This window comes from Vibrio glycogenivorans, assembly GCF_051660965.1.
Lineage (GTDB): Bacteria > Pseudomonadota > Gammaproteobacteria > Enterobacterales > Vibrionaceae > Vibrio.
The window spans coordinates 589,219-615,586 of record NZ_JBPVIS010000003.1; the positions used below are offsets into that span (position 1 = coordinate 589,219).

At 47.8% G+C, this 26,368-nt stretch carries 15 protein-coding genes; 4 read left to right on the forward strand and 11 right to left on the reverse strand.

Annotated elements, in window-relative coordinates; genetic code table 11:
* The first annotated feature begins 125 nt into the window (after positions 1-125).
* Positions 126-998 (forward strand): AraC family transcriptional regulator, encoded by an 873-nt coding sequence (locus ACSTTG_RS10655; RefSeq protein ID WP_438474773.1) that lies wholly within the window; start codon positions 126-128, stop codon positions 996-998.
* A gap of 101 nt (positions 999-1,099) precedes the next feature.
* Here ACSTTG_RS10655 and ACSTTG_RS10660 read toward each other — a convergent pair whose 3' ends face one another.
* Both ACSTTG_RS10660 and ACSTTG_RS10665 read right to left on the reverse strand, forming a co-directional pair.
* The gene (locus tag ACSTTG_RS10660) at positions 1,100-2,635 is read right to left on the reverse strand and encodes a hypothetical protein (protein ID WP_438458408.1); all 1,536 of its coding nucleotides are present in this window, start codon (positions 2,633-2,635) and stop codon (positions 1,100-1,102) included.
* Positions 2,636-2,765: 130 nt separating this feature from the next.
* Positions 2,766-3,305: a CBS domain-containing protein gene (locus ACSTTG_RS10665; protein WP_438474774.1), complete on the reverse strand. Its 540-nt coding sequence runs from the start codon at positions 3,303-3,305 to the stop codon at positions 2,766-2,768.
* Positions 3,306-3,931: 626 nt separating this feature from the next.
* On the opposite strand from ACSTTG_RS10665, the gene ACSTTG_RS10670 reads away from it, so the two are divergent.
* Entirely contained in the window at positions 3,932-4,840 is a 909-nt protein-coding gene (locus tag ACSTTG_RS10670) for a LysR substrate-binding domain-containing protein (protein WP_438474775.1), read from the forward strand.
* A 90-nt stretch (positions 4,841-4,930) separates the two neighbouring features.
* Here ACSTTG_RS10670 and ACSTTG_RS10675 read toward each other — a convergent pair whose 3' ends face one another.
* On the reverse strand, positions 4,931-6,814 hold the full coding sequence (locus tag ACSTTG_RS10675; RefSeq protein ID WP_438474776.1) for a hypothetical protein: 1,884 nt from the start codon (positions 6,812-6,814) through the stop codon (positions 4,931-4,933).
* A gap of 324 nt (positions 6,815-7,138) precedes the next feature.
* Here ACSTTG_RS10675 and ACSTTG_RS10680 point away from each other — a divergent pair, with 324 nt between their 5' ends.
* Positions 7,139-7,720, forward strand: a complete 582-nt coding sequence (locus ACSTTG_RS10680) for a zf-TFIIB domain-containing protein (protein WP_438474778.1) — start codon at positions 7,139-7,141, stop codon at positions 7,718-7,720.
* Positions 7,721-7,927: 207 nt separating this feature from the next.
* Here ACSTTG_RS10680 and ACSTTG_RS10685 read toward each other — a convergent pair whose 3' ends face one another.
* From ACSTTG_RS10685 to ACSTTG_RS10710, 6 genes are all read right to left on the reverse strand, one after another.
* Positions 7,928-8,980, reverse strand: a complete 1,053-nt coding sequence (locus ACSTTG_RS10685) for a toxic anion resistance protein (RefSeq protein WP_438474779.1) — start codon at positions 8,978-8,980, stop codon at positions 7,928-7,930.
* A gap of 99 nt (positions 8,981-9,079) precedes the next feature.
* Complete coding sequence (locus tag ACSTTG_RS10690) at positions 9,080-13,945, reverse strand: DNA repair ATPase (protein ID WP_438474780.1); 4,866 nt, start codon at positions 13,943-13,945, stop codon at positions 9,080-9,082.
* A 69-nt stretch (positions 13,946-14,014) separates the two neighbouring features.
* Positions 14,015-16,162, reverse strand: coding sequence for a peptidase (locus tag ACSTTG_RS10695; RefSeq protein WP_438458401.1), 2,148 nt, complete (start codon positions 16,160-16,162; stop codon positions 14,015-14,017).
* A gap of 20 nt (positions 16,163-16,182) precedes the next feature.
* The gene (locus ACSTTG_RS10700) at positions 16,183-16,794 is read right to left on the reverse strand and encodes a DUF1449 domain-containing protein (RefSeq protein WP_438458400.1); all 612 of its coding nucleotides are present in this window, start codon (positions 16,792-16,794) and stop codon (positions 16,183-16,185) included.
* 507 nt (positions 16,795-17,301) lie between these two features.
* Positions 17,302-18,345: a GMP reductase gene (locus ACSTTG_RS10705; protein WP_438474781.1), complete on the reverse strand. Its 1,044-nt coding sequence runs from the start codon at positions 18,343-18,345 to the stop codon at positions 17,302-17,304.
* A 409-nt stretch (positions 18,346-18,754) separates the two neighbouring features.
* A complete protein-coding gene (locus ACSTTG_RS10710; protein WP_438474782.1) occupies positions 18,755-20,263 on the reverse strand; it encodes an NAD(P)H-hydrate dehydratase in 1,509 nt (502 codons plus the stop codon).
* 689 nt (positions 20,264-20,952) lie between these two features.
* On the opposite strand from ACSTTG_RS10710, the gene ACSTTG_RS10715 reads away from it, so the two are divergent.
* Entirely contained in the window at positions 20,953-21,939 is a 987-nt protein-coding gene (locus tag ACSTTG_RS10715; protein WP_438458397.1) for a TDT family transporter, read from the forward strand.
* A 32-nt stretch (positions 21,940-21,971) separates the two neighbouring features.
* Here ACSTTG_RS10715 and ACSTTG_RS10720 read toward each other — a convergent pair whose 3' ends face one another.
* A complete protein-coding gene (locus tag ACSTTG_RS10720) occupies positions 21,972-25,013 on the reverse strand; it encodes an SbcC/MukB-like Walker B domain-containing protein (protein ID WP_438474783.1) in 3,042 nt (1,013 codons plus the stop codon).
* A 3-nt stretch (positions 25,014-25,016) separates the two neighbouring features.
* Positions 25,017-26,159: an exonuclease SbcCD subunit D gene (locus ACSTTG_RS10725; protein WP_438474784.1), complete on the reverse strand. Its 1,143-nt coding sequence runs from the start codon at positions 26,157-26,159 to the stop codon at positions 25,017-25,019.
* Between the last annotated feature and the right edge of the window lie 209 nt (positions 26,160-26,368).

Here is a 26,368-nt window from a genome sequence, read left to right on the forward strand (position 1 = left end):
TAGTTACTCCTTATACAGTCAACAAGGCTGCCCGTCCGGCGGCCTTTTTGCGTGTCGGTGAAATCTGTTCTAATTTTGCATGTAGTTATCAGTATTACATGCAGGTTTTGGCCTTATGGACAGAGATGGACATCCCCCACGTTAGCTTTCGCTTAAAACAGGACAATTATACTCACTTAGATATTGTTGAGTTGCAATCCCTCGCGATGCGCAAAAACCTCACCCCCGATCCGACTCGCCCTCATCGCGTCGGTTTTTTTGCTTTTATCTATATAGAAGAGGGAATCGGCCAGCACATGGTAGATTTCGAGACCTACAGCTACCAGCCCGGCTCGATGATCTTCATCCAGCGCGAACAGGTGCACAGCTTTGACTTCTCCTCAGATGCAAAAGGTAAGATTATCCTGTTTACCCAGGCCTTTCTCGATCAAGTCCATGCCAATATGCGCCTGCCCCACTATGCCCCAACCCATCTTAGCCACTCGCATTGCCCGCTCGTGCAACTCTCCGCGACTTACCGGCGCAGAGTCGATAGCTATGTTGATCATCTTAGCCAAGAGCTGGCTGAAGATAAGCCAGATACTTTGATGGCCATGTACCTATTTTCGGCACTGGCGCTGATGGTCAACCGACATCGTGAGCATGACCAACCCCACACCTTATCGAGCGAACACAGCAACAAACTGGCGCGATTTATCGAGCTAATGCAAGCGCACTATCGTGCCACTCGCGATGCCAACTGGTATGCGGGTAAAATTAACACTACTTATAAAACCCTGAATCAGGTGTGCAAGCTTGCGACAGGACTGACCGCTAAGCAGATGATTGATGCGTTTACCGTGATGGAGATGAAGCGCGAACTGGTGTTGAGCAATTGCAGCTCACAGCAGTTAGCCTATGAGTTCGGCTTTGAGGACGCGAGTAACTTTGTAAAGTACTTTAAAAACCTTACCAAGCAGACGCCCACCCAGTTTCAAAAGCAGTTTATTGCTCAATAAGGTGCAGGTTTTTTCCCAAACTAAAACGAAAACAGCAGCCGACAAAGCGGCTGCTGTTTGCATTTAAGCGGTTGCTTAATTTATCTGATTGAGAGACTCAATTAGATAGTCATTAGCGAGTAAAGTACGCCCATTGCACCTAGACTTGCTAGGATAGCGACGCCTTTCTCTGCCATTACACCGCCGTTCTCAGCCGCTTTACCAAACATACCGAATACAAGTGGGTGTACTAGGAATGTCATTGCGAAGGTAAAGGTGATTAGGCTTGCTGCTGTTGCACCGAACATGCCTTCTTGTACTGCTGCGTATAGACCGAAGTGAGATAGACCAGAAGAAGCAGACATAGATGCGTGCTCAAGTGACATACCTGCTAGCGATAGGATAGTAAAGCTACCGAATACCGCCATGATCTGCCAGCCTAGCGAGAACTGCATTAGACCTTTAACTTCAGTTTGCTCACAGCCGTTTGCATTACGTAGTTTCTTCAGTGAGAAGAACACAAATGCTGCACCTGCTGCAATTAGAGGTAGCGTGTAGCCAACCATTAGGTAGCCCGCTTCTGCACTTGCTGCAAGGATAGTAAATACGAAGATGTGGCCTGCGAATGGGATGTTGATCATAATCGGCGCACGAGAAGCCGCTTGAGAACCAAAGTCACCTGCAGTACACGCACCCGTCAGACCTGAGTGAGAAAGACCACCTGCCATACCTGGCGCTAGGTTGCGCAGGAAGTTTGCTTTACCGATGAAGATAAGTAGTGCTAGACCACCGAACATCCAGAATACCTGACCTGCGAAACCGTAAACGATAACGCTTTGTAGACCTGGGATGCCAAACGCTTCAAGCATGTGAGAACCACCCACTAGGAAACCACCAGAAAGAACTAGAGGGATACCAGCGAACAGTAGCGAGTTCATTGTTGGACCCAGTTTCCACTTAGGAAGTAGCATACCTAGGCCAGAAGATAGGATCATCGCGAAGAAGATCTGTGGTAGACCAATGATAGGTGCGATTGCCTTAGAGATAACCAGAGATAGGTTCAGTACCACGATGATCGCTAGGATTTCTACCACACCCTTACGGATGTAAAGTGCTTTGTTTGATGATTTAGCGCGGCTATCGATAAAGATAAAGCCAACAGACAAACAGATGTAAGCAAATAGTAGGTAAGAATCGCCAAGGATTGCGCTGTCAGTGCGACCTGAAAGCAACACGTCAGCCGCGTGAATACCGATCAAAAGGAAGAAACCACGCACGATGTACGTTAGCTGAGTACTGGTCGTACCCATGAATACTTCTTTGGTCGAAGGCTGGAAGAAACTGGTGTCATTATCTTCAACGTTCTCTTTTGCCAACAGACGCTTGATTTCTTGACCACCAACGAAGAAAGAGGCGATCAGTGCAATAACCGTGGTTTGACCGGCAATAACGATAACTGGGAATTCACCCAGACCCGGCTGTGCCATGCCCGTTTTCACTAGCAACGCACCCAGGCCAAGACCTGCAACTACGATAACCAATAGTGATGAATACTTAGTGCCTGCAACGATAGTACGAGCAACCAGTACCATAATTGTCAATGCTACCAACGCGATAAAAAAGTGGTTGAAAGCATATAGATGGGAAACTTGTTCCATTACAACTCCAAATAAAAAGCTATATTTTTATGGCTCACAGCTGCCCTGGCCTAAGTGCATATTTAGTGCACAAAGTCCTGACTGCTAGCGAAGGCAAAGCCGTGAGCGAATTATTAAGTTCGACGGGTAACTACGCCACGTTTGCAGGCGCCGTTGCTTCTGTTGTTTGACTCGGTGAGTCATTGAACAGTGAGCGAAGGGCTTTCAACACTTCTTGACGAGAAACAACCCCCACGTACTGACCTTGGTCGAGCACTGGCAGGATCTGCGGCTTGTTGACCTTGATAGACTTCGCACGCTCTTCAAGTGAAAGCGTGGTCATTTGAGTTGCATAGCCCATGCCGCTAGTTGGATACAGTTGCTCCTTATCCAGTGCCAACTCTTCAAGAGCGTCAGTAAGACGGTCTTCAAGGTTCATTGTCACCACATCTGTTTTCATCAGATGACCGACTTTTACTGTGTAGTCAGGCAAGTAGTCCTGACACCACATCTCTACCATCACATCGTGCGCTGATAAGAAACCCACCAACTGACCCTCTGCATCCAGTACAGGGGCACCATTGGTTTGGTGTTCAATCAACGTATCAATTGCTGATGACAAAGAAGTATCCACACTAAAAGTAGGGGCTTGAGAATTGACAATATCTCTAACGGTAAGCAAAGCACTCATAACAATCTCCTAATATAAAGCCAACACCGCTGTCGTAATTCGTTTCGAACTAACTAAAAAGCAGGCTCTTTGCGCTGCCGATGAGTAGGTTACCGAGGGGCATTATATTAGTAAAATTGATTTAATTTAATCTCTAATTCAATTTTTCTGATAGTTACTTTTGTCGTAAATCAAAGTTTGGTTCGATTCCCTATCTATCAATAGTGCTGATTTGGGCGTTTCATAGCCAACAAACCGCAGGCAAAATCTTTCAAGGCAAAATCAGCAATCCCTTTATTGGCGGGGCTTTAGGGCTTATCAGTTTCTCTTATAACGTAAAAAATCGCTCTTTTTATTTGCATTTGGGCAAGCTTAATCTGCCGAAATGTAACAAGGTGTCTAATGGCCGATTGGTACCCAATACTCAAATCGAGTTGAGTCTTTTGGCTACCACTCTGGATACTTGGGGTAGTTTTGGCTTGAGACGGTGAATAATTTACACCCAATTCGTGATATACTCAGCGCGCTTAATCGACAAGATTCAATTGTTAAATTTACTCGCCTCAACCTACGCGACATACAACGCTGCATCGCGAAGAAAAGGTTAGGCTGAGCACTCATTTTTAATCTAGGTAATAGGAGTAATAGTGCGTTATTCGTTAAAGCAATTAGCGGTATTTGATGCGGTGGCAGAGCTCGGTAGTGTCAGCCAAGCGGCTGATAAACTTGCCGTAACCCAATCGGCTGCCAGTATGTCACTCAGCCAGTTAGAAAAACTGCTGGGTCGCGATCTGTTTATTCGCCAAGGTAAGGACATGCGCCTGAGCCACTGGGGAAACTGGTTGCGTCCGCGAGCGAAACGTCTATTACAAGATGCCGAGCAAATTGAACTGGGCTTCTACGATCAACACCTACTCAGCGGCAGTATTAGTATTGGCGCTAGCCAAACACCGGCAGAGCACTTGGTGCCGGAGCTTATCAGTACAATTGATAGTGACTTTCCGGAAATTCGTACCGGGCTTGAGGTAAAAAGTAGCCAAGGGGTGATTGAAGGGGTACTTAACTATAAGTATGACCTAGGGATCATCGAAGGTCGCTGTGATGATAACCGCACCCACCAAGAAGAGTGGTGTCGCGATCACCTAGTGATCGTCAGTGCCTCTCACCACCCTTATGCCAAAAATCAACGCGTCAGCCTGGCGCAACTTGAGCATGCTCAGTGGGTACTACGTGAGGGTGGCGCGGGTACACGTGAGATCTTTGAAAGTGCAATGGTACCATTGATCCCTGACTTGGATGTGTGGAGAGAATACTCCCACGTACCGGTTATCCGCACTATGGTACAAAACGGCAAATACCTGACTTGTCTGCCTTATCTTGATGTCGCTCCATCCATTGAACGCGGTGAACTTGCTGCCCTTAACGTGCCTGAGCTCAAGATGGATCGCGCGATTTCGTTTATCTGGCGTGCAGAGATGGATGATCACCCGTTGGTTGAGTGTATCAAGCGTGAAGGGCATCGGATGCTCAAGAGTCGTAATTTGATTCAGCGCTAAGACAGTATAAACGAGTAAAAGCCAGAGTTATGCAACTCTGGCTTTTGCTTATATTTATCTAATTCTGCTCACGCCGAGCATAAACCAGACCTAAAACTTCGCACAGTCTATAGGGTAGCTTCGATACAGTGTTTCCATATAAGGCAAGGCGTAGTTCCCCCCACCCTCATGAGCTCGCCGAGCTTCAACATTGACCACGTGACATTCTTGGTTAACGTCCACCAACACCGCTTTATACATGGTACTCTGATATAGGGGTTGGCCTGTCAACGAGTGATTAGTCTGCTCCCATAGATTATTCGACTGGTGCGGCGCCCAAAGCACGCTCTGATAGACATTGATCCGCCCATTCTCTATCTGACGTTCGATGGAGGCTTGTATCGAAGCTTGCCATTGGTTGTTTTGCTGTGCAATGACCTTGGGCAGAGTGGCCTGAGCCGTCTCCTGCTCGATCCTCAATCTTTGCTGCTGCTCACCATCACTGATTGCCTGACTCGCAACGGCCTGTATATCCCCAAGCTTTTGTTGGTAAGCCGGAATCATCTTGGATTCAGGAAGATATGGCTGCCAGGTATCAATCTCAAGTACCAAACGCTCTAGCGCATCATTGATATCGTTAGTCGGCCTGAGAGAGAAGTAGCGTCCATTTGGGTCTTCATAAGACGTAGCGGCTTCCTCAAACAACGGAAATGACTGAGTGATGGCTTGCTCAAGCTGCCCTTCGGCTTGCTCATACAAATTTGAGATCTCAATGACCATTGCCATGATCATCTCATCTTGCTCATACTGGGTTGCAATGGCATGCAAACGATCCTGATGATCAAGCCAAGACCCAGCCTGCTCCCAACGCCTGACAAATGATGGAGTGTACTTAAACTGATAAATAACCTGAGCAATACCCGCTTGAATTCTTTCTAGCTCTTTAACGACTTCGCTAAGATCAATTACGCTTTGAATTTGTTTAGTGGACATGTCATGACTGGCTTGATAGGCAGCCAAATCGAGCGCCGGTATTGCTCCGGCTATCTCATCCATCGAGCTTTTGGCATTGTTGGCGTAGCGCTCCCAGTTACGGGTATTAGGATTTTCATAGTAGCTCCCTGTCGCTGGGTAGGGCACCGCTTCTTGCAATGAGCGAAGCTGAGTGCGCAGTTGTTGAACTAGCTTGAGCTGCTCGCTACCAAGTTTGACATTATCAACAAAGATCTCAGGGGTAGAAACGGGAATCGCCACTTGTTGGTTGAAGTCCGCAACTGTCTGCTGCAGCGCCGTAATATTGCTCTGATGATCAAGTTCAGCGTTATTATCTATCGATTGTTGAACCAATCGAAGACACTTTTTACTCTCGACATTGAAGGCGCGATTATAACCTTGAACCGGCGACTGCTTACTAAGGTCGTCTATACACTGATCGATCTCTTGCTGCTGAGAGGCAATCGCACCAGCCTGACCACTTTCCAATAAACGCAGTTTCGCTTGCCGATAGAGAGTTAAGTCAAAGCCCGACGCCCTTTGCTCCATTTTAAGCAACTCTTTGTCCACCGCTTGCGCGGCCTTGTTGATATTCGCTTCCTTGGCACCACTCGCCACGTTTTTATTTAACGTATTAAGGTGCCTGCGCAAGGTATTGAGATAGTTACGATTGGCCTTATCTATCTTAACCGGGTCATTGAATAGCAAAATCGGTGGGAGCACGCGACCATGTTGGTTATTTATCGTCAGCGCTTGGCTTAATGAGTGATGAGCTTGAGTGAAATCCTGCTCATTCAGCTGATCATTATCCAGTGCCTTTTGAATCTCATTATTACAGCGAGTGATACCGGTTCTCAGGCCGTTCCAGTTTTGTGTGTCTGTCTGAAGTGAGAGGTTATCCAAACACTGGCTAATCGTATCCGGCATAGCCGCGCCAGTTGGGTGGTAGGCTAGGCAGCCAATAAGGGCTATACCTAGACTTATTCGGTGGTTAGTGTTCATGTACTTGCTGACCTATTGCTCAAAAAGAACCCAGAATAGCGCAATTTAACCGACTAAAATTTGACCACCACCCAAACTAAAATACCCACCATTTTAAATTTGCATAATAGCCAGACCAGTTCCAATAATTTCCTTTGTTAGCAATGTAATTATCATTAATTCCATAAAGCCAACAACTGACCCACCTTTAAACAGCAACTTTAACTTAAGATGTTATTTGAATTGATACTTAATAATCTCTCATAATGGTCGTTGAGCACTATGAGGCAAAATAAGTAAATCAATGACAAATTGCCAATGACTTAAGGCGCTATGCAGCCTTAAATGAAGTTTCAAATACAAGAGAGAATTATGAACTGTACTAGTTGTAAAAATGGCCTATTGATTCCTAGTTTCATCGAAGGTCAATTCAGAGCTCACACCTGCAATAGTTGTGGGGGGAACTGGATTCTCATCGAAGACTTTGTTGCGTGGAAAGAGCGCAACGGTGATTATCATTTTGCCGAAGATATTTCATTTGGGGAAGATGCTTCTGACACCAAAAAAGCCTTAATGTGTCCTGCATCCGGCGTCATTATGCGCAAATTCCGCGTCTCTGCATCCAATGATCATCGCGTTGATTACAGTGCTGCAGTCGGTGGTATCTGGCTAGATCGCGGGGAGTGGGAGCTTCTAAAGGCTGAAGGACTAGCGGGTTCTCTAAATTTACTCGTGACTCAACATTGGCAAGACCAGATTAGAGAAACGGGCGCTAAGCAGAACTTTGCCGATATTTACCAAAATAAGTTTGGGGAAGAAACGTACACCAAGATTAAAGAGATTAGGTCATGGCTAAATGACCATCCACAAAAGGCGGACTTAAGAGCATACGTTTTAGCTGAGGACCCATACTCAGCCGAACGCTGATCTATTGATATAGAACACAATATTTTCGCTTCACCATTGAGATTACGCAATTTCTGAACACTAGCAGTTAACTAAATAGTCGCTCTGCTCGATGAGCCCGTAGTTAAGTAAAAACACCCTCAAGCAGTTACGATTGAGGGTGTTTTTTATGTTAATGATCCGGAATCCAAGTGACCTCTAGCCACCACTTATCTTGCTTGGCAAAAGTTATAAGGTTTTGCTCAATGCGTCCTTGAGCTCTTGCTCAGCTTTTTCGATAACAGCTTGAGCTTTTTCACGCTGCTCTCGGCCTTCCTTTACCCTTGAAAGGGTGTTTTCTAAGGTGGTTATGGTCAGTTGATTCACGGTTTCCAAAGCATCTAAATCAAGCACACCTCGCTGGAAGTTTTCGGCAATCTTCTCTTCCAGGTCCTTAAGTTGCTCCGCATTTTTGACATACTGCTGGTTGGTATAGTCTTTAACTGCTTTAGTGACCTTAAGCGCGGCTTCTTTCTCGTGGTTAGAAATGGCAATCATAAATTGGCGTTTCCACAGTGGCAGCGTATTGTGGATAATGTCTTGAATATCCTCCATCAACATTTTATTGCCCTCTTGAGAAAGGCGAATTTGCGGTGCCGTTTGGATGGTTGATAATCGCGTCAATTGTAGGTTATGAACCCGCTTTTCCAGTCTAGCCAGTGCTTGTTGGACGTCACGAAGGGCTTGTGCATCAAGTGGATCGCCACTCGCTTGAGCCTTGTCAGTAAGCTCGACAACTAGGGTTTGCTGCATTTGGTTGAGCTTAAATTCGCCTGCAGCGATGTAGTTGTCCAGTGCTTTTAGTAGCAGAAGGTTTTCATCGTATAAGCCATCAAGACGGCGTACATCATGAGCCAGTTTCACGGTTTGATTTTCGAGTTGTTTTGCTAGTTTCTCAAGATGTGCACACACACTCTCAAAACCCTCGGCAAATTGTTTAAATGAATCAAATAACTCACCAATGAGGGGGAGACGAGATAAAAAGCTGGGATTCGCAACTCTATCAAAGTCTGTGCTAGACATATCATTGACCATGCTTTGCAATATGTCTCCGGCGGCGCCTGTGTCTTTAAGTTTTATCTGTTCAAGAACAGAATCGGTGAATTCGGTTAACCCTTCTAGTGCATCAGAGCCAAAGGTGATGGTTGAAATGCTGTCCATAGGATCAAATTTATCGGCAATGGCCAATACTTCGGCAGAGATTTGTGTTTTGTTAGTATCATGTTTTACCAGTTCAGTCATTGATACTTCCTCCTGTTAAAATGGCAATTTGATCAAGTAGATTCAAAATAACGCGTTTAAAAAAAGAAGTGAAAACAAAACGTTCTCACTTCTTATTTTTTATGCGTCTTGTCCTAAGCTGGCAATATGCTGGTTCAGAGCGACTAACTGCTGCACGACTTGTCCAGCTCTGTCGGTCTCATCACCGAGCACTTGTTTACGTTGGTAACCCGTCTTTATCGTCTCCCAACGCTCGAGCTCGCTAGCGGACATATCACCACGCAGCTCTGCAAGCTTGAGTAAGTTCTCTTCGGTACCAGCGGTCAGGGTTTGAGCCTCACCTTGATAGTGGTCTTTGACTAACTGCTGCAACTCACTGTCTGTCATCACCGACGATATCTTCTCAGATAGCTTATTCATGTTTCGATACGAACCTTGCAACTTGAAAGGAGGCTCGACTCGATAGGCATCAGCAGTCGCTGCCGAAGCAATGTACTGCTGATTGACGCTAAGCACTGTTTGCTGAACCATCATTAGCTTTTGCAGTGTCGCAACAATTTCATTGGCCTCGGTCGCCGAGTAAGCATGAGACATCTCACTTAAAGCAATACTTTCACCCTGCGCCATTGAGACAAAGCGGTAGAGATCTTCAAGATCCCGTGTTGCCAGTGGTGCAAGAACAGGGTTCGAGGTCAACGAGTTTTCAATGAAGCTCAGTTCAAAGGCTTGCTTCTGATCAGAGAGCATGTCACCTAAGTTGTAGATATCGGCACGGTTCGCCAGCATATCCGGAATACGGAACACTTCGCCCGATTCGGTATAAGGGTTGCCCGCCATAACCACGGCAAACTTCTTACCACGCATGTCGTAAGTTTTTGGTTTGCCATTCCATGTGCCCTCTACGCGTCGGGTTCCGTCACACAGTGAGATAAATCGCTGCAAGAACTCTGGGCTCGTGTGCTGAATATCATCTAGGTAAAGCAGTACGTTGTTACCCATTTCGAAAGCAAGGTTGATTTTCTCAACTTCTCGCGCCGCGTTTTGGTCTGGGGCATCTGCTGGGTCAAGAGAAGTCACCTCATGGCCAATAGACGGACCGTTGATTTTCATAAACACTAGGCCAAGTTTACGGGCTATGTATTCGATTAGGGTGGTTTTACCGTAACCCGGAGGAGAGATAAGCAGAAGCATACCCATCAAGTCCGTTCGCTTGCTGTCACCCATTGCGCCCATCTGCTTGGCAAAGTTGTCACCAATCAGAGGCAAATAGCTTTCGCTGATCAATTTATTTCGCACGAATGAGGTTAGTGGGCGAGCTTGAAACTCACTAAGACGGAACTGATTACGCGCTTCATCCAATAGCGTACCGCGTGTTTGTTGGTATGCTTCAAAGCGAGGTTGCACGATAGTGCGATGGTGATTGGCACGACTTAAAAAGTCATCCAGCACCAAGTGTAATTCACCGTCAACGATACGTGAATGCTCGCCCAATAGCCCATCAACCGTGCAAGTGAGTGAAAAGTCGACTGAACTCAGAGACTGTTCGCTGTGCTCGCGCCATACGGCAATCGCAGCAGCTTCGACGATAAACTCAGTGCCCTCTTGGTTTTGCGCTGTGTAGGCCTCTAACCATTGAATATGATCATTAAAAATGCCCATAAGAGGCTGAGTGTTATCGGGTTGCCAACCAAGGCTACGACGGAACTGAAGGTAGTCTTCACTGGTACGAACGCCATCTTGACTGACCAAAAGAGGCATATCAGCTTGCGCTAGAAGATGGATCAGGTAGTCGCACGTTTCTGCTGCGTTGGTATTCGGCAGCAGTGTAATGGTCTCACTCAGGCTCTCACTTAAGTTATCAAACGCCGTTGTGGACTTAAGGTGCTGGCGAAGCAGCAGTGCGTTAGTGGCTTTACCCTGCCACTCGCTACGAGAAGCCTTATCAAGCGATAGCAACCACAGCATGGCACAGGCGCGAGCAGACTGATTATAGCGAAGCAGACCCGCTTGTTGATATTTCGGTAGCAAGGCATCAAGGATTCTTACAGCATCACTATCATGTATCCCTTTGACATACCCTTCGCGGAAACGTGGGCCCGCAACTTGTTGGACTCGATTAAGCAGTTGCCCGTCTTTGTTCTCTTGAATTAGGGTATCGAGAGTAACGTTGTCCTCGGTATTTTGCGGATCAAACAACAAACTTGCTAAGTACTCACCACGATAAATGTCAGGAGATTCCGACGCCACATCGAGTTTTGCACTCTCTTGCAGTTCAAGAAATACCGGATCATCGATGCTCTGATAGAAATCAGTGCCAGAAATATGCAGATTGAGGCTGTCTTGTTGCTCTACCAGAGATAGGTCGAGAGGTTGTTGATTGACGCTAAATCTGTGTTTACCTAAGCGCAGGACCTTACCACCCTGCTCAAAGATATCCTGATTATCACGTAGAGCGCGCAACGACTCATCTTGTAGTGCTTTTAGGCGTGCCGCAAGGCTGTCAGCTTTGACACTGTCACCACTGTTGCGGATGTCTTCAGCTAACTGATGCAGTTTAAGCACCATAGCATCAGTCGAGAAGTAACTGTTCAGTTCTGCCGAGTCTTCAAAACGTGATACGCGCTTTTGCACGCTATTGAGGGTTACCGTTGCCGCTTGATAGAGGTTTTGCACACGACGCTGCTGATTCGCCAGCAACTGCTGCTTGTGGTTATCTAACGTTGACTGGATTTCTTCACGTTTTGCGTAGATTTCAGCAAGGAAATCGTCAAAGTCGGCAAAGCGCGACTCGAGCTTTTCGAGTTGTCCAATCAGTTTTGCTAGTTGAGCATCACACTCATCTGGTGTATTGGCTTGCTCCATTGCGCTGCTAACTGATTGAGTTAAAAGCTTAAATTGTGCGCTAAACTCAGAAGTGACTTCTTTCTTTTGTTGGCTGTCGTGCTTGAGTCGCAACTTCGCTGACACTGTATTCAGCATTGTCGTGACTTCGGTAGTCAGATCGAGGATCCGAGTAGACTGTGTCGGGTCTTGCGTCTCTATCGAAGTGACTTCTTCAGAAACCAACGCCATCTCTGCGCGCAGTTGTTCCACCCGCTCCTGCAGCTTATGAATTTCGGCCGTGCGGTCGGTTGCAGCAAGCTCAGTTTCAATCGTCGAGATCTCTGTTTTGAATGGCTCATAAGCCTGTTCTTTTTGTAACAGAGTCAGAAGGTTTTTATTCAGGTCGTTACGTTGACTGTCGAGTTGGCTAAGCAACTCATCAACGGATTCTACGCACATGTAATGCTGCTGCTTGAGCACCATTGTCCGGCCAGTTTGGTGACGTAAGTCGTTGAGCAGTGTTAGCAACAATTTCGCGTCTTGACGGGAAGCAAGCTTGACTTTACCGACCAGAGTATTGACCGCTTCGACTTCACTATCGAGCGCTTCTTTGGCATGCTGCTGCAACTGCATCACTTTAGCAAATTCATCAATAATGCTGTCTGCGGTGCCGAGCAAGGCCTCAATAGCACTGCCAACCCCGAGCGCATAGTCATGCGAGAGCCAGTGATAGTGATCTAACGTCGATTGCGCTTGAGATACCAAGGTTTCATACGCAGCTTGGGTCACCTCATCCGTTTGCGCGAGGTGACAAATAGACAGAACCGAAGACAGTGCACGAACCAATTCGGCGTTGCCAAGGTTAAACAGAGGATCGGTGCGATCGCCCTGTCCGCTGAGCTGAGAGTAATACTCCGTGGTAAAAAATGGCGTATCCCAGATTCTCAATGGGTGAATGGTTGACGCAGTCGCGTTATCTTCAAGCTGAAAGACCAGCATTTGCCCGTTAGGGTAGAGGCTCATACCGTGAGTCTCTAACGGCGCGGCAAAGCGTTTTTCAATCAGGTTATAGGTGTAAACAACATAGTAGCCATCAATCGCATTGAAGAACACATACAGAATGTCTTCCCCATTTGGTGAGTTGATCTGCTGGAAAAAGCTCAGTGACTCCCACGGCATATCGAACTGCTTGCTCTCACCATTAACCAGAACGTAGCCGTGAGAGTACAAAACACCATGTTCTTCTGGCAGAGATTTTGCCGATACCTCTAATGCGTCAACTCGATTAACCTGCTGATTAAGCGGGTTATAAAGATAATAGCGGTAATTTTTTTCACGGTTTGGCAGCACTTTGAGAGCAATTAAAGTGCCCATGAAAGCATATGAGATTTTCGCATCTGCCACGCTTTGGTGGAGGTCCTCAACAGGCTCAGAGTAGATCCCTTTACCTTCTTCGGTGTTATCTTCAACTTTAATAGTCAGATCACCATCGACACACTCTACAAAGATTTGATCTTGAATGGAGACATGTGGGCAACTGCCTAACACGTGATCTGAGCGTGTGGTTTCGATCCAGGTAATATCATTCTGCACCGCTGAGTGCAAAGAGTTGTGACCGTTTGCATCAAGGTAAGTCACGCTGTCGGCCGTGATCTGAAAACGAAATACTTTTCGGTCTTCTGAGCGCATGCCAATTTGGAAAGCAATATAAAGCGTATTCTCCTGACGCGCAATTTGGGTCAATTTAGCGTCGTTATAGTAGGTAAATAGCTCTTTAAGTTCGTGGTTGAATTTCTCGTCGCTAAGGAAGCTGTCTTCTAGCGGCAACGGCTCAATGCGAAATAGTCCATCATTATGATGAAGTTGATAAAGCCCAAACACATCACTTAGCGATGGCACGGCTTTGAGACCGACGGTGACTTGATAACCAAACAGCAGTTGCTGATTAACTTGAGCCATATCAACCGGGATACATTTGGCTTGAGTTTGCACATTGGCTTTACCAATAAGCTCTAAACTCTGCTCACCAAAGACACCTTGTCGCGCGGAGTTTAACTCAGTGGTGATTGCTTTGAGATCAGCTCCTTGTTGAAGGAGCCGAGCTTTAAGCACGTCATAAGCGCCACCCACATTGTTGGCTTCTTGTGTGTTATTTTCTGACATACTTATACCTGTAAGCCCGCTTCGATAACGAAGCGGGTATTTTGGAAGGGCAGTGATTCCTGTGAAGGATTAGTCGGCTTTAGTGAGCTTCTTGAGGAAGTCTGTGACTGCATCACCCTTAGAGTTAAGCAGGTTTGCCAAAGCGACATTAGTGAGATCAGAAGACTTAATATCAGTGTTTTCTAGAATGTCTTTGATGTCTTGCGGCAGGCTACGTGAACCTTCTTGATATTCGTTAACTAGTGGACCTAGTACTTCAGACTCGTTGAACTTGGTGTCAAGATTGGCAGCATCCATAACAGTGCGACGAAGTTGTTCCATACCTTCACCACCAAACAGTTTGATATCTGCTTTCGATAGCGAGTCAGCCAGAGCTTGTGCACTTGCAGAAGAAATATCACGCTGCATCTCGTAGCGAGCCAACTCAAGCTCTTTCGCTTGTTGTAGCTCCATAACCCACTTGTCGTGCTCGCGAGTCTTCTCGTCGTACTGCTGTGCAGCTTCAAAGCGAGCAGATTGTGATTCAGCTTCTGCCAGGCCTTTAGCACGTAGTGCTTGCGCTTCGGCTTCACCCGCTGTCTGTAGGGTATGTGCTTCCGCTTCACCCTTTTCACGAATGGCGATTGCACGCTCGCGCTCTACGCTAACTTCAGCCAGACCTGTCGCGCTGATAAATTCGCGTTCAGCTTGCGCCATGCGCTCTTTCGCAGCGGCCTCGCGCTCTTGTTGAATAAAGGACGCTTCAGCTTCTGCTTTGCTCGCTTCAAACTCAGCTTCAGCCAGTTTAACTTTAGCTTCTTGCTGTGCTTCGGCTTCTTTAACCACCAGTAGACGGTTAGCTTCAGCTTCACGGCCACTGATAGCTAACATGTTTTCTGCTTCGCGAGTCTTCGCTGTTAGCTCGGCATCTTTGGCGATCAGCGTACGCTCAGCTTCTTCCTTCGCCGCTTCTTTCTCTGCTTTAGCGGTCACAATCATTTCAAGTTGCTTCGCTTCAGCCATTGCCTCAGCTTCAACGATGATTACGCGTTTTTCACGAGAGACTTTTTCGTGAACACGTAGGTTTTCAGTCTCTTCCTCTTCACGAGCAATCTTACGCTCGATTTCAACACGCTGTGAGCGAGTTTCCGCAACGGATTTCATTGCTTCTTCAACTGAGGTCTCTTTTTCCATCTCGCGTTGAGCGACTTCGGCAGCAGTGCGAACTTTTTCAGTTTCAACAGCACGCGCTAACTCTTCTTGTTGAATCGCAATTTGACGTTGGTTAGCAGTGCGAGTGAGCTCCACTTCCATCTCAACGCTTTCACGCTTCTTCGCCACTTCTTCTTCTGTTTCCAGCTTCGCTAGTTGCTCTTGACGCTGATATTCTTGACGCTTTTCTTCAGCAAGCGCGAGTTCTTGCGCTTCGATGATTTCAACTTCACGACGAGTGCGTGCTTCTGCTTCTTTGGCTTGTTTTTCCAATTGCAAGCGGTTAGCTTCGGCTTCAACATTTTTCTTTTTCGTTACCGTTTGCTCATCTTGACGAATCGCATTGGTTTCAGTGTTTTTCACTGACGTGATTTTTGAGATCTTGCGAATACCCTCTACATCCAAGATATTATCTGGGTTGTGAGCCTCTAATGACGTTTGATCTATCTTGTCGATTACAACATCGTAGATCTTAAATCCGTCCATTTCGCTACCGATAACTTGAACCACTGCATCACGGAAATCACGGCGATTAGTCAACAGCTGCTCGAACTCAAATTGCTTAACCGCAGATTTTAGAGCTTCAGAGAATTTTGGTAAAAAGTGCTCTTCTAGACCTCTGATATCTGAGGCGCCATCTGCGGTAAATAGCTTGGCTACGCGAACAATGTCTTGCTCTTGATGATTAACACCAATGTAGAAGTCGACCTTCAAGTCAGCACGAATGTTGTCACTACAGTGCAGTCCTTCATATTCCTCACCCTCTCGGTCTTTGCTACCACTACGGATGACAGAAATCTTTTTGCGCGTAATGTCCATGTACTCACTGCGGTTAACCACAGGCCAAACAAAAGTACCTGTTAGTGATGCACGAGTTTCGTTAACACCGTTGACGATAAGTGCTTCACCTTCGCGGCGCACTTTTTTGTAGCGTGATGTAATGAAAATCAGCACCAGTAGAAATAGAGCAACGCCAGCAGCAATAAAAATGACTGCAGGAGATGCGTAAGCATATAGATTATTCACCTATTAATCCTCTGAAAAAATTATACCTTCACCACTTCATAACGTTGGGATGTGGTATCTAAAGACAAAATAACAACCTCATCGCCGTAGGCGAGAGGATTTTCACTTTGGCAATACGCGTCCAATAAAAACTCGTTGCCTTGATGTAAAACGACTATTTCTCCACGATCTTTATCTAAATTTGCACTCATTACTCTGGCGCTTAAGCCAACAAACTCTACTTGGGCAAAAGAGTTCTTGTTGCAAAATAGCGGAGCCAATGGGCGCAAAGCGATATCAGCCAGTAGAAGCGACAGATAAAGAGTGACGAGTATCAGTAAGCTACCAAGCGAATACTGAAATACCGTTGGTAAATCGATTAAAAAATGACTAGCGTAGAAACTGATTATCGTACCAATAAAGAAAGTCACTGTGAGAGCGACGGCTAATGGCACTTTTGTTAATACCTTCGGCAGCAAAAAGCTCCCTCCAGTATTTGGATCAAAATCTAAGAAGTCTAACTCGCCAATAGCACTCCCTAAAAAATCAAAAATCATGTCTATCAACATGACGAGAAAAAGAATGCAGAATGGGACGGAAAAGAACATGACCGGAAAAGAGAGTAACCTTTCCCAAAAGATGGCTAATTCCATTTAAATAACCAGCGCTCCGTATTTAGACCAGCTAAATACTCTAAGTTAAACAAAAGTGTATCTATTTTTCGGCCTTCATCATATCACAGCTTAAAAAATCAAGTCGTTGTATTTTATAGTCAAAATCACATAATTGCCTGTTATTTTAACTATGAACATTTCATGTTTGAATATTAATAGTTCTATCGAAATAGATAATCTTCGACCTCGTTGCGTGATCCGGTGGGACTGACTAGGAGCTTACCCGCTGATTAGCGACATCAATCAATCGTCCTAATCTTATACCGAAACCTTTTTACACAAGTACTGACAGGAAAAAAGCAAAACCTATTTATCTGTTGCTACTCATCCCTAAGTGACTTCAAGGTACAGGCAGCACAAGCCAAGCAAGCTCACCCGAAGAGGGTTAATATCTTGCAATCACTTGGGTATGGTGAATTTTAGGCAAAAAAAGAGCCGCTAAAGCGGCTCTTGATGTTTCGTTACTTGGGAATAACTGGCTAAAGGTTATTCTTTGCCAAAGACGTTGTTCTCTTGCTCTTGTACGCGGATAAAAGTCGTGCGCTTGGTCAACTCTTTGAGTTTCGCAGCACCTACATAAGTACAGGTAGAACGCACGCCACCGAGAATATCAGAAATCGTGTTGTGTACTGAGCCACGGAATGGGAGGAGAACGGTTTTACCCTCTGCCGCGCGGTACTGCGCTACGCCACCAGAGTGCTTATCCATCGCCGACTGAGATGACATGCCGTAGAATTTCATCAGCTGCTTGCCATCTTTCTCGATGACTTCACCGCCAGACTCCTCGTGACCTGCTAGCATACCGCCAAGCATAACGAAGTCAGCGCCGCCACCGAAGGCTTTCGCTACATCACCCGCGCAAGCACAGCCGCCATCGCCGATAATCATGCCACCGAGGCCGTGAGCGGCGTCCGCACACTCGATGATTGCTGAAAGCTGTGGGTAGCCAACGCCTGTTTTAACGCGCGTAGTACATACCGAGCCAGGGCCGATGCCAACTTTAACGATATCCGCACCCGCTAGAATCAGCTCTTCACACATATCACCGGTCACCACATTACCTGCTGAGATGGTCTTAGTTGGGAAGTGTGCACGCACTTTTTCTACGTACTCAACCAAATGCTCTGAGTAACCATTGGCGATATCGATACAGATAAACTCGAGATCATCGCTTAGCGCCATGATGTCTTTAGTTTTTTCAAAATCACGATCTGAAGTCCCTGTCGAGACAAACACCTTGTTCAGGGTCTCTTTGCTGGCGCCTTTGACAAACTCAGCCCACTGCTCAACCGTGTAGTGTTTGTGCATCGCAGTCATTACGTCGTGCTCGGCCAGTGCGGTTGCCATTTCAAAGCTGCCCACCGAGTCCATGTTTGCTGCGATCACGGGCACACCTGACCATTGACGACCGCTATGCTTGAAGGTAAACTCGCGGGTTAAATTTACTTGAGAGCGGCTTTTGAGCGTTGAACGCTTTGGGCGGAATAGGACGTCTTTAAAACCGAGCTTAAGTTCTTGTTCGATACGCATTGTGTATTTCCTTGATTCATCTATCGATGTGTCACTCAGAGTGCGTAGTAAAATCGTTGGCAGACGAGCTTACTTTTCTTCGGACACAAAAAAACCGGAGCGTTGGCAGACGCTCCGGTTTTCAGCATTATAGGCTGTGATTTATTTCCGGCAAGTCTGATAATTGCATTTTTTTTGTGATACCATCACAGAAAGTTGCATATCTACGGCCACCCAAGTGAATTTTGTTCTATGTTATCAATCACTTAACATAACACCTCTATAACTATACCGAGTCACCCGCCATCATTAACCGCTTATTTTGTCTACTCAAACGACATTTAAAACCCTTTTCGCGATAAATTGGTTGCCCATAAGAGGCCTATTTCACTTTTTCTAAACCGTTTGACCTCACAAATTAGTTTAATTCCTAGTGTAAATCCGCGAGATGATTGATCATCTTACGCAGCTCCGGGATCAAATCTGATGCCAATAAGCCAATTTCACCAGATTGCTCAGCACACACATCGGCACTCGAGCTGTGAATATAGACTCCAAGCAGAGTGGCCTCAATCAAGCTGTATCCTTGAGCAATAAATGCCCCAATTAGCCCTGCTAATACATCACCCATCCCACCGGTTGCCATGCCTGGATTGCCTTGCGTACATACCCAAGTCGTGTGACCATCAAAGATTAAAGTCCCCGCTCCTTTGAGCACTATGATGCCTCGATAGCGCTGCCATAACGCTGCCACTGCCGCATATCGGTCACGCTCAACCTCTTGAATCGAGCAATTCAACAGCCTTGCGGCCTCGCCGGGGTGAGGAGTCAAAACCCAATGGTGATGGGTGCGAGGGTGGTTAGCTAAATAATTGAGCCCATCGGCATCGACCACCATGCCTGCACAGTTAGCCATAAACTGATGCTCGAACACGCTTTTGCACACGCTGTCTGCCTTGACGCCCTGACCCAAGCCGGGTCCTAAGACAAGCGCGTCGGCCCAGGCTAATTGCTGTTGTGCACACTGCCCCCAACGACTAGCCATTAACTCAGGTTGTCCCGCTTGCAAGGCTGGCAGAGATTGCTCATCAACACAGGCTCTGACCAATCCAGCCCCTACTCGCAGTGCAGCCCCACTCGCAAGCCGCACCGCGCCAAGCATGCCCGCTGCCCCACCCACGACAAGCAGACGGCCATGACTGCCTTTATGCGCAGTCGCTCGTCGTTTTATGGTAAAACTCGAGAGGTACTTATCGCTGATCACCTCAATGTTACTAGGCTCGAACTGGTGTAGCGTGTGAGTGGCGATATCAAGTGGCGCAAAGTGCAATTTACCGCAATGATGGCGCGCTTCCCCAGTGACCAAGCCGCGTTTAACACCAATAAAGCTCACCGTTGCGCTGGCCCTGACTGCCGTGCCCATCGCCTGGCCGGTATCAGCGTTTAGCCCTGAGGGTAAGTCCACCGCCACCACGGGGGCTGTCATGGCATTAATTTGATGAATAATTGCAGCATAATCCGACCTCACTTCACCACTTAGCCCTGTGCCCAGCAGTGCATCGATCACCACATCGGCTTGAACGTCTAACCCAAGTTCATCCGTCGCTAACTGGGGTGCGCCCCAACGCGAGATATAATGTTTGCGAGCCTTGGCCGCATCACCTTGATTGTCAGTGCATGACTCCAGCTCGAGCAAGGTAACGGCAAAACCGGCAGAGCGGGCTAAATCGGCAACCACATAGCCATCTCCGCCATTGTTGCCCTTACCACAAACCACCAGCCAGTGCTCGGCGTTCGGAAAATTCGCTTGGCCATATTCAAACACGGCTTGGCCTGCCTTGAGCATCAAGTCATAAAGAGGGAAATGATAATGCTCCGCGATTTTTTGCTCGCCGCGCTTGATCTGTTCACTGGTGTATAAAAACTGGACATCCTTCATCTTACTGCTCCCTTCTCTTCCCTCTATTGGCAACCAATAACTATCGGCAACCTAAACTCACTCCATGTGACCACAAAAATGTCGACCTGAGAGCCTGCATTAATATTACTTGGATATAGGAAGAGTGTAAGGGATTGCCCCTTCAGCTGCTGAGTCACAGATCGATTAACCTTTATTTCAAGATAGGCTGGTTAATCGAGACAAAAGGCAATTACCTCAAAGCTGTGAAGTCATCGAGGTGGTGAGATTTTAGCTTGAGCAAGAATGAAAAGCCTGATTGGGCTAGCTACAGAAAGACAAAAGGCGCACGATCTAGGTGCGCCTTATCCCTCGTGACTCATTACGTGAGCTTGCGGACCGTTCCAAATAAGAATAGAAACAGTGATATACGAGGATGCAGAAATGAAGTATGAATCCATCCAAATTGTAGGTAAGGCCGTTTTGTCCTCCCTGCGAGTTGAACTGTCATGCCTTACCTTTTAAATATGGCTCAACTTACCTAAAATGCAAACTTAGTTTGGGTTTTTCTTGTCTTATCATTTCCCTTTCACAACTGCACTCAAAATGCATTGTTTGCTAGAATATGCCCCACTAAATTTGCGTAACTTGGTTAAGCACTAAAGCCATGTTGCCGTTTAAAGTACATATCCCATTGAATTAGCCCGTAAATCATCGTTAGAGATAGCCCCTTGAACTGGAGAAGACTCACCCAATTTCAGAACGTTCCCACCTCACAAGCCTCCCTCGCCCTTGGCGTGATTGGGCTAGGGCAAGCGTGGGCGCTGTATTTACCTAGCGTTGGTGGTCCTGCCCAGCCATTTTTGGCCGCGTTTGGTGCTTTCTTGCTCGGCCCGGTGCTGATCAAGTACCTACTGCATCCGCGTCTCTACTTCAATGACATTCGTCACCCGCTTAGCGGGAGCCTGATGGCACCGATGAGTATGGCGCTGTTGATTTTGTGTGATTACCTTGCGCTGATCTCGCCATGGATTGCCTATCCTCTGTGGATGCTTGCAATCACCTTGCATTTAACCAATATGTTGGTGTTTTTTTCGCTGCAACTGCGCAATTTCAAGATGTCGAACATAGTCCCGAGTTGGTTCTTGTATCCGGTGGGCATGATCAGCAGCTCGCTCGCCGGCACCCAATTTGGCTATAACGTTTTCTCAGTTACCTTGGTCGAGATCTGTATAACGATCTACTTCTTTATGTTGCCATTGGTGCTGTATCGCTTGGTGTTTGAGGGCATGCTCCCAAAACGCGCTCGTCCGACGCTGGCGATCATGGCCGCGCCAATCAACCTGACACTGGCCGCCTACCTAGTCAATTTTGACGACCCAGACCCAATTCTGACCGGGGCGCTGGCGGGCATCGCGGTCACCATGACTTTGCTGATCTATATCTGCTATATCCGATTGATGAGATTGAGATTTCAGCCATCTATTGCGGCAGTAACCTTCCCTTCGGTGATCAGTGCGGTAGCCATGTATCGATTGACCGATTTCTTTGAGCACTTCCATCCCCATTGGCACTGGCTGCATAAGTTTGGCTTTCTCGAGCTCACCATCGCAACCGTAATGGTGGTTTGGGTGATCTTGCGCTACTTCACCATGTACTGGCCAGAGCTTAAGCTGTCGCGCTTTGTGAATGAGCGCATGAACGGCAGAGAGTGTTAGCCCGCTCTGAGATGCTTCGAGCGGGCCTAGCGCTAGCGAACCACGGACAACTGGCTGCCTGCTCGCGAAGGAGTCACATCAATTCGCAGGTTCATCTGCTCTTTCAGCTCTGTAACGTGCGAAATAATCCCGATGGTTCGACCGCTTTGTTGCAGCTCCATCAAGGTTTGGATGGCCAAGTCCAACGACTCAGGATCTAGGCTGCCAAAGCCCTCATCGATAAACAGGGTATCAAGGCGGATACCGCCACTGTATGACTGCACCACATCGGACAAACCAAGCGCGAGAGACAGCGCCGCCATAAACGACTCACCGCCAGAAAGGGTCGCAACATCACGCGTTTTGCCGCTATAGGCATCCTCGACCAACAGATCCAAGCCGGAGCCAACGTTGCCCTTGGCACGCTGCTCTTTGCGCAGTAACTCATAGCGCCCTTTACTCATCACTCGCAAGCGCTGAGTTGCCTGAATAAGCACGTCATCGAGTAGAACGCCCAGCACAAAGCGATGCAAACTCACTTTTGAACCGGTCTTGCCATTGGCGACATCGCTCAGCGTGCCATAAACCTGATACGCTTTGTCCAGCTTGTCGTTTTGCTGGTAAAGCTCAGCCAAGCGTAGCTTGACTTTGTTTAGGTTCGTTGCAACGGCTTGCACTTGAGTATGCTCAGTGAGCGCTTGCTGATAGCTTTGGCGCAGCGACTCTAACTCTGTCGCCAAGCGCTGGAGATCGGGCTGTTGCAGCTCACTGAGCTCAACGCTCAACTGCTGTAGTGCGCCAGCATTTTTGGCCAGCGACTGATCAAATGCTGTCAGCTCTGCCTGGATTTGCCCAACCTGCTCCTCGCTTAATACCGCCTGTTGGAAGGCCTGATCACTATCAAATTCACTCTGGTTAAGTGCTCGTTGCCATTGCTCTTGTCGCTCAAACTCTTGCTTTTGACACTCCCTGCTCTGTTCAAGCGTGCTGGCCTCTAGGGTGGTGGCGGCCGTCATAGCTTGCACACTGCGATTGAACTCAGTTTGTGCCCGCTCTAGATTCATTTTTAGCTGACTAATCTGATGGACTAGGCTCTGCTGGGCTTGCTTTGTCGTCACAAGGTCGAGATTTTCATCCCCCAGCGTACGACGCAGACTGGCTATCTGCCCTTCGAGCATGGTTTTGTCTTGCACGGCCACCTTGTACGCCTGCTCCTGGCTTTGTAAACGCGCTTGTTGCTGAGTGATCTGCTGCTGGCAGAGGCTTAATGCTTTGGTTGCTTGCTCAACGTTCCACTGCTTGTGGTGTTGAATTTGCTTGTCGAGCTCTTGTGTTTGCTGCTGTAAGGTTTGAGCCTCCTGACTCAGCTGTGAGTCTAGGTGACGCCGCCAGCCCTCGAGTGCTTTCTCAACCTTGCTCAAGGCGATCTGCTGGGCCTGACACGCTCGCTGCTGCTCCTCGACCCAAACTAAGCTCTGCTGCTGCTGAGCGCGTGCGGCATCAACCTGTGCTTTCGTCACCAAGCTACCTGCCGCTAATGCGGGTTTGGGGTGGCTATCACTCCCACACACCGGACAAGCGACCCCATTCTCTAACAACTGAGCCAATTGCGCAGCTTGGGTGCTATGCCATTGATACTCCTGCTGGTCAGCAAACTGCTTGTGCTGATTAAACGCTTGTTGACGACGTGCAAGCTCAGCATTGGCGGCGGTCAGATTAGCTTGGCACTGCTCTAGAGCCGTCTGCGTGGTCGCGACCTCAGTAAGTGTGTTGAGCTGTTTACTGATCGCTTGGGCTTGCTGCTCAAGCAGTGGCAAGGTCAACGCTGATTGCTTGGCCTGATCCAGTTGTTCGGTCAGTGCCTTTAGCTGCTGCTCTTGCTGCTGCAACTGAGCCAGCTGCTGTGCCAGTGTTCGTTCGTGTTCAGCCACACCTTGTTCGGCAGTGCGCAATGCCTGCTGCTGATGATCAAACTGACTGAGCTGGTCAACACGCGCCTCAAGTTGAAAACGACGCTGCTCAAGCTGTGTAAGCGACTCCGCCTGCGTCTTAGCAACCTGTAACCCTTGACCTTGCTGCTCATGCTCTGCTTTGGCCAGCGTAAGCTGAACATTAGCCTGTTGATGAGCCTCCACCGCTTTACGATACGCAACTTGGGCTTGGGACAGCGCCTGAAAAGCCGGCACCAGGCCAATCGCCTGACGAGCTTGGTGTAACTGGCTGCGGCGCGTGTTCATCGAGTCACTTTGCTGCTCAAGCTGCTCATGCTCAAGCTTAAGTTTGGCCTCACTGGCAAACTTGGCGCTGATTTCTTGTCCTTGTTGCAGGGCAGCTTGCGCCACTTCTTGCGCCTTTTTCGCCGCGCTCAGTGCTGAGCTCGCCTGCTCAACTAAGGGCACTTGAGCCGATATCGCCGCCGTTAAGTCTTGCTCTGACTCCACCTCAGCCAGCTCCAACACCCCTTTGATTTGATTATCAAACTGCTCTTTTTGCTTGCGGATATCCGCCGCTTGCTCAAACAAAATCCGCTCAATATCGCGGTAAATATGCGTCGAGAAAAGTTGGCCAAATATCTGTTCACGCTCTTTAGAGTTTGCTGTCAACAGCTCACGAAAACGCCCCTGCGGGATCACCATAACTTGGCGAAACTGTTTTACATCCAGTCCCATGAGTTCGATAACGTGTTTAGCAACCGGGTTAGGTCGATTGACCAACAGCTGCTCTTCGCCATCAATGATTTGATAAAGTGCCGCGCTGTGGGTTTTCTTAGTTGTACCTTCACCGCGCTGCTTCGGAACTTGTTGCTCCGGGCTGCGCTCAATACGGTATTGCTTACCCCCTAACGCAAACGTGAACTCAACTTGGGTCAATTGGCTTGGCTGAGCTTGGTCACAACGCATCTGATCGCCCGTACGCTCACTGCCTGTAGTCTCACCGTACAGGGCAAAACAGATCGCATCGAGCAGGGTACTTTTACCCGCGCCAGTCGGGCCATTGATCAAAAACAGCGGCGCTTGACCAAGTTCATCGAAATTAACTTCTTGGCGCGCTGCAAAAGGGCCAAAAGCCTGAAATAGTAGTTTAATTGGCTTCATCGCTTAACTGTCCTTTTGCTTGGTGAGTGTCTCAATGACCGTCGCAATCGCCGCATCTTGCTCGTCACTTAATGGCTGGTTCTGTACCTCGGCAAAAAAATCCTTAAACATATCCAGCTCGCCACGCGCCAAACGTGCACGCCCTACATCTTGGTCAACACCAATCAACATACCCGGTTTCTCGAGGTGCAATACATTGGGATAGACAGTCCGCAACTTATCCATCGGGTCAAGGATCGCGTGTTGATCAAGCAGCCTAACCAGCAAGTAGTCATGTGCATCTGGATCGGTTTCTCCCGCTGCGATGATCTCGTCGAGATACCCCTCAATAATGCGCATTTGGTGCGGCGCACGAAACTCTATCGGCGTGGCGCTTTTGAAGCCGTTGCTGTCAAACTCGACCAGCGTCATACCCTTGTTATGGTGCTGCTCAGAAAAGCTGTATTTCATCAATGAACCACTGTAGCGAATATACTCAACAGCGCGCTTTTGTGCTTGATGTAGGTGCCCCAAGGCGACGTAATTGAACGGAATAAAGTGCTGGCTGTTGACCCTATCAGACCCACCAATGGAGAGTGGACGCTCAGAATCAGACTCCATCGCACCATCAACAAAGCAGTGACTGATCAGCACCTTGTTCTTATGCTCTCCTGCCGCAGTGAGGATGTTGTCACACAACAGCGCATGCGCCTCATCATGACTCGCCACCGGCTGCTGATAGTAATGGCGCACCTGCTCTGGGTCGTTAAATGGCATGCCATAAAACGCTACCTCTCCGGCTTGCTCACTACGCAAAATAATCGGCGTCAGCATCGAATCGAAATCACTGATAATATGCAGCCCCGCCGATTTCATCTGCTGCGCTGCAAAACCCAAGCGCTGCGCCCCATCATGGTTACCCGGAATAACAATCATCGCGATTCCAAGTTCACGACAGATGGTATCGACGGTTTGATTCATGAGTTCAATCGCCGCAGTGGGCGGCACCGAGCGATCATAGATATCACCAGCCACGATCACCGCATCGACGGGGTTGTCACGCAGGTAGGCAATAAAATCATCTAACACCGCTTTCTGATCATCAAGCAGCGACAAATTATGAAACTGGCGACCAAGGTGCCAATCAGAGGTATGAATAAATTTCATGCTAAGTTCAAGATAACTGGGGCAATAACCCCATCATACTTTAGCGAGAGGCGAGAGGCGAGAATTCGAGGTTCGGGGTTCGAGGTTCGGGGTTCGAGGTTCGAGGTTCGAGGTTCGAGGTTCGAGGTTCGAGGTTCGAGGTTCGAGGTTCGAGGTTCGAGGTTCGAGGTTCGAGGTTCGAGGTTCGAGGTTCGAGGTTCGAGGTTCGA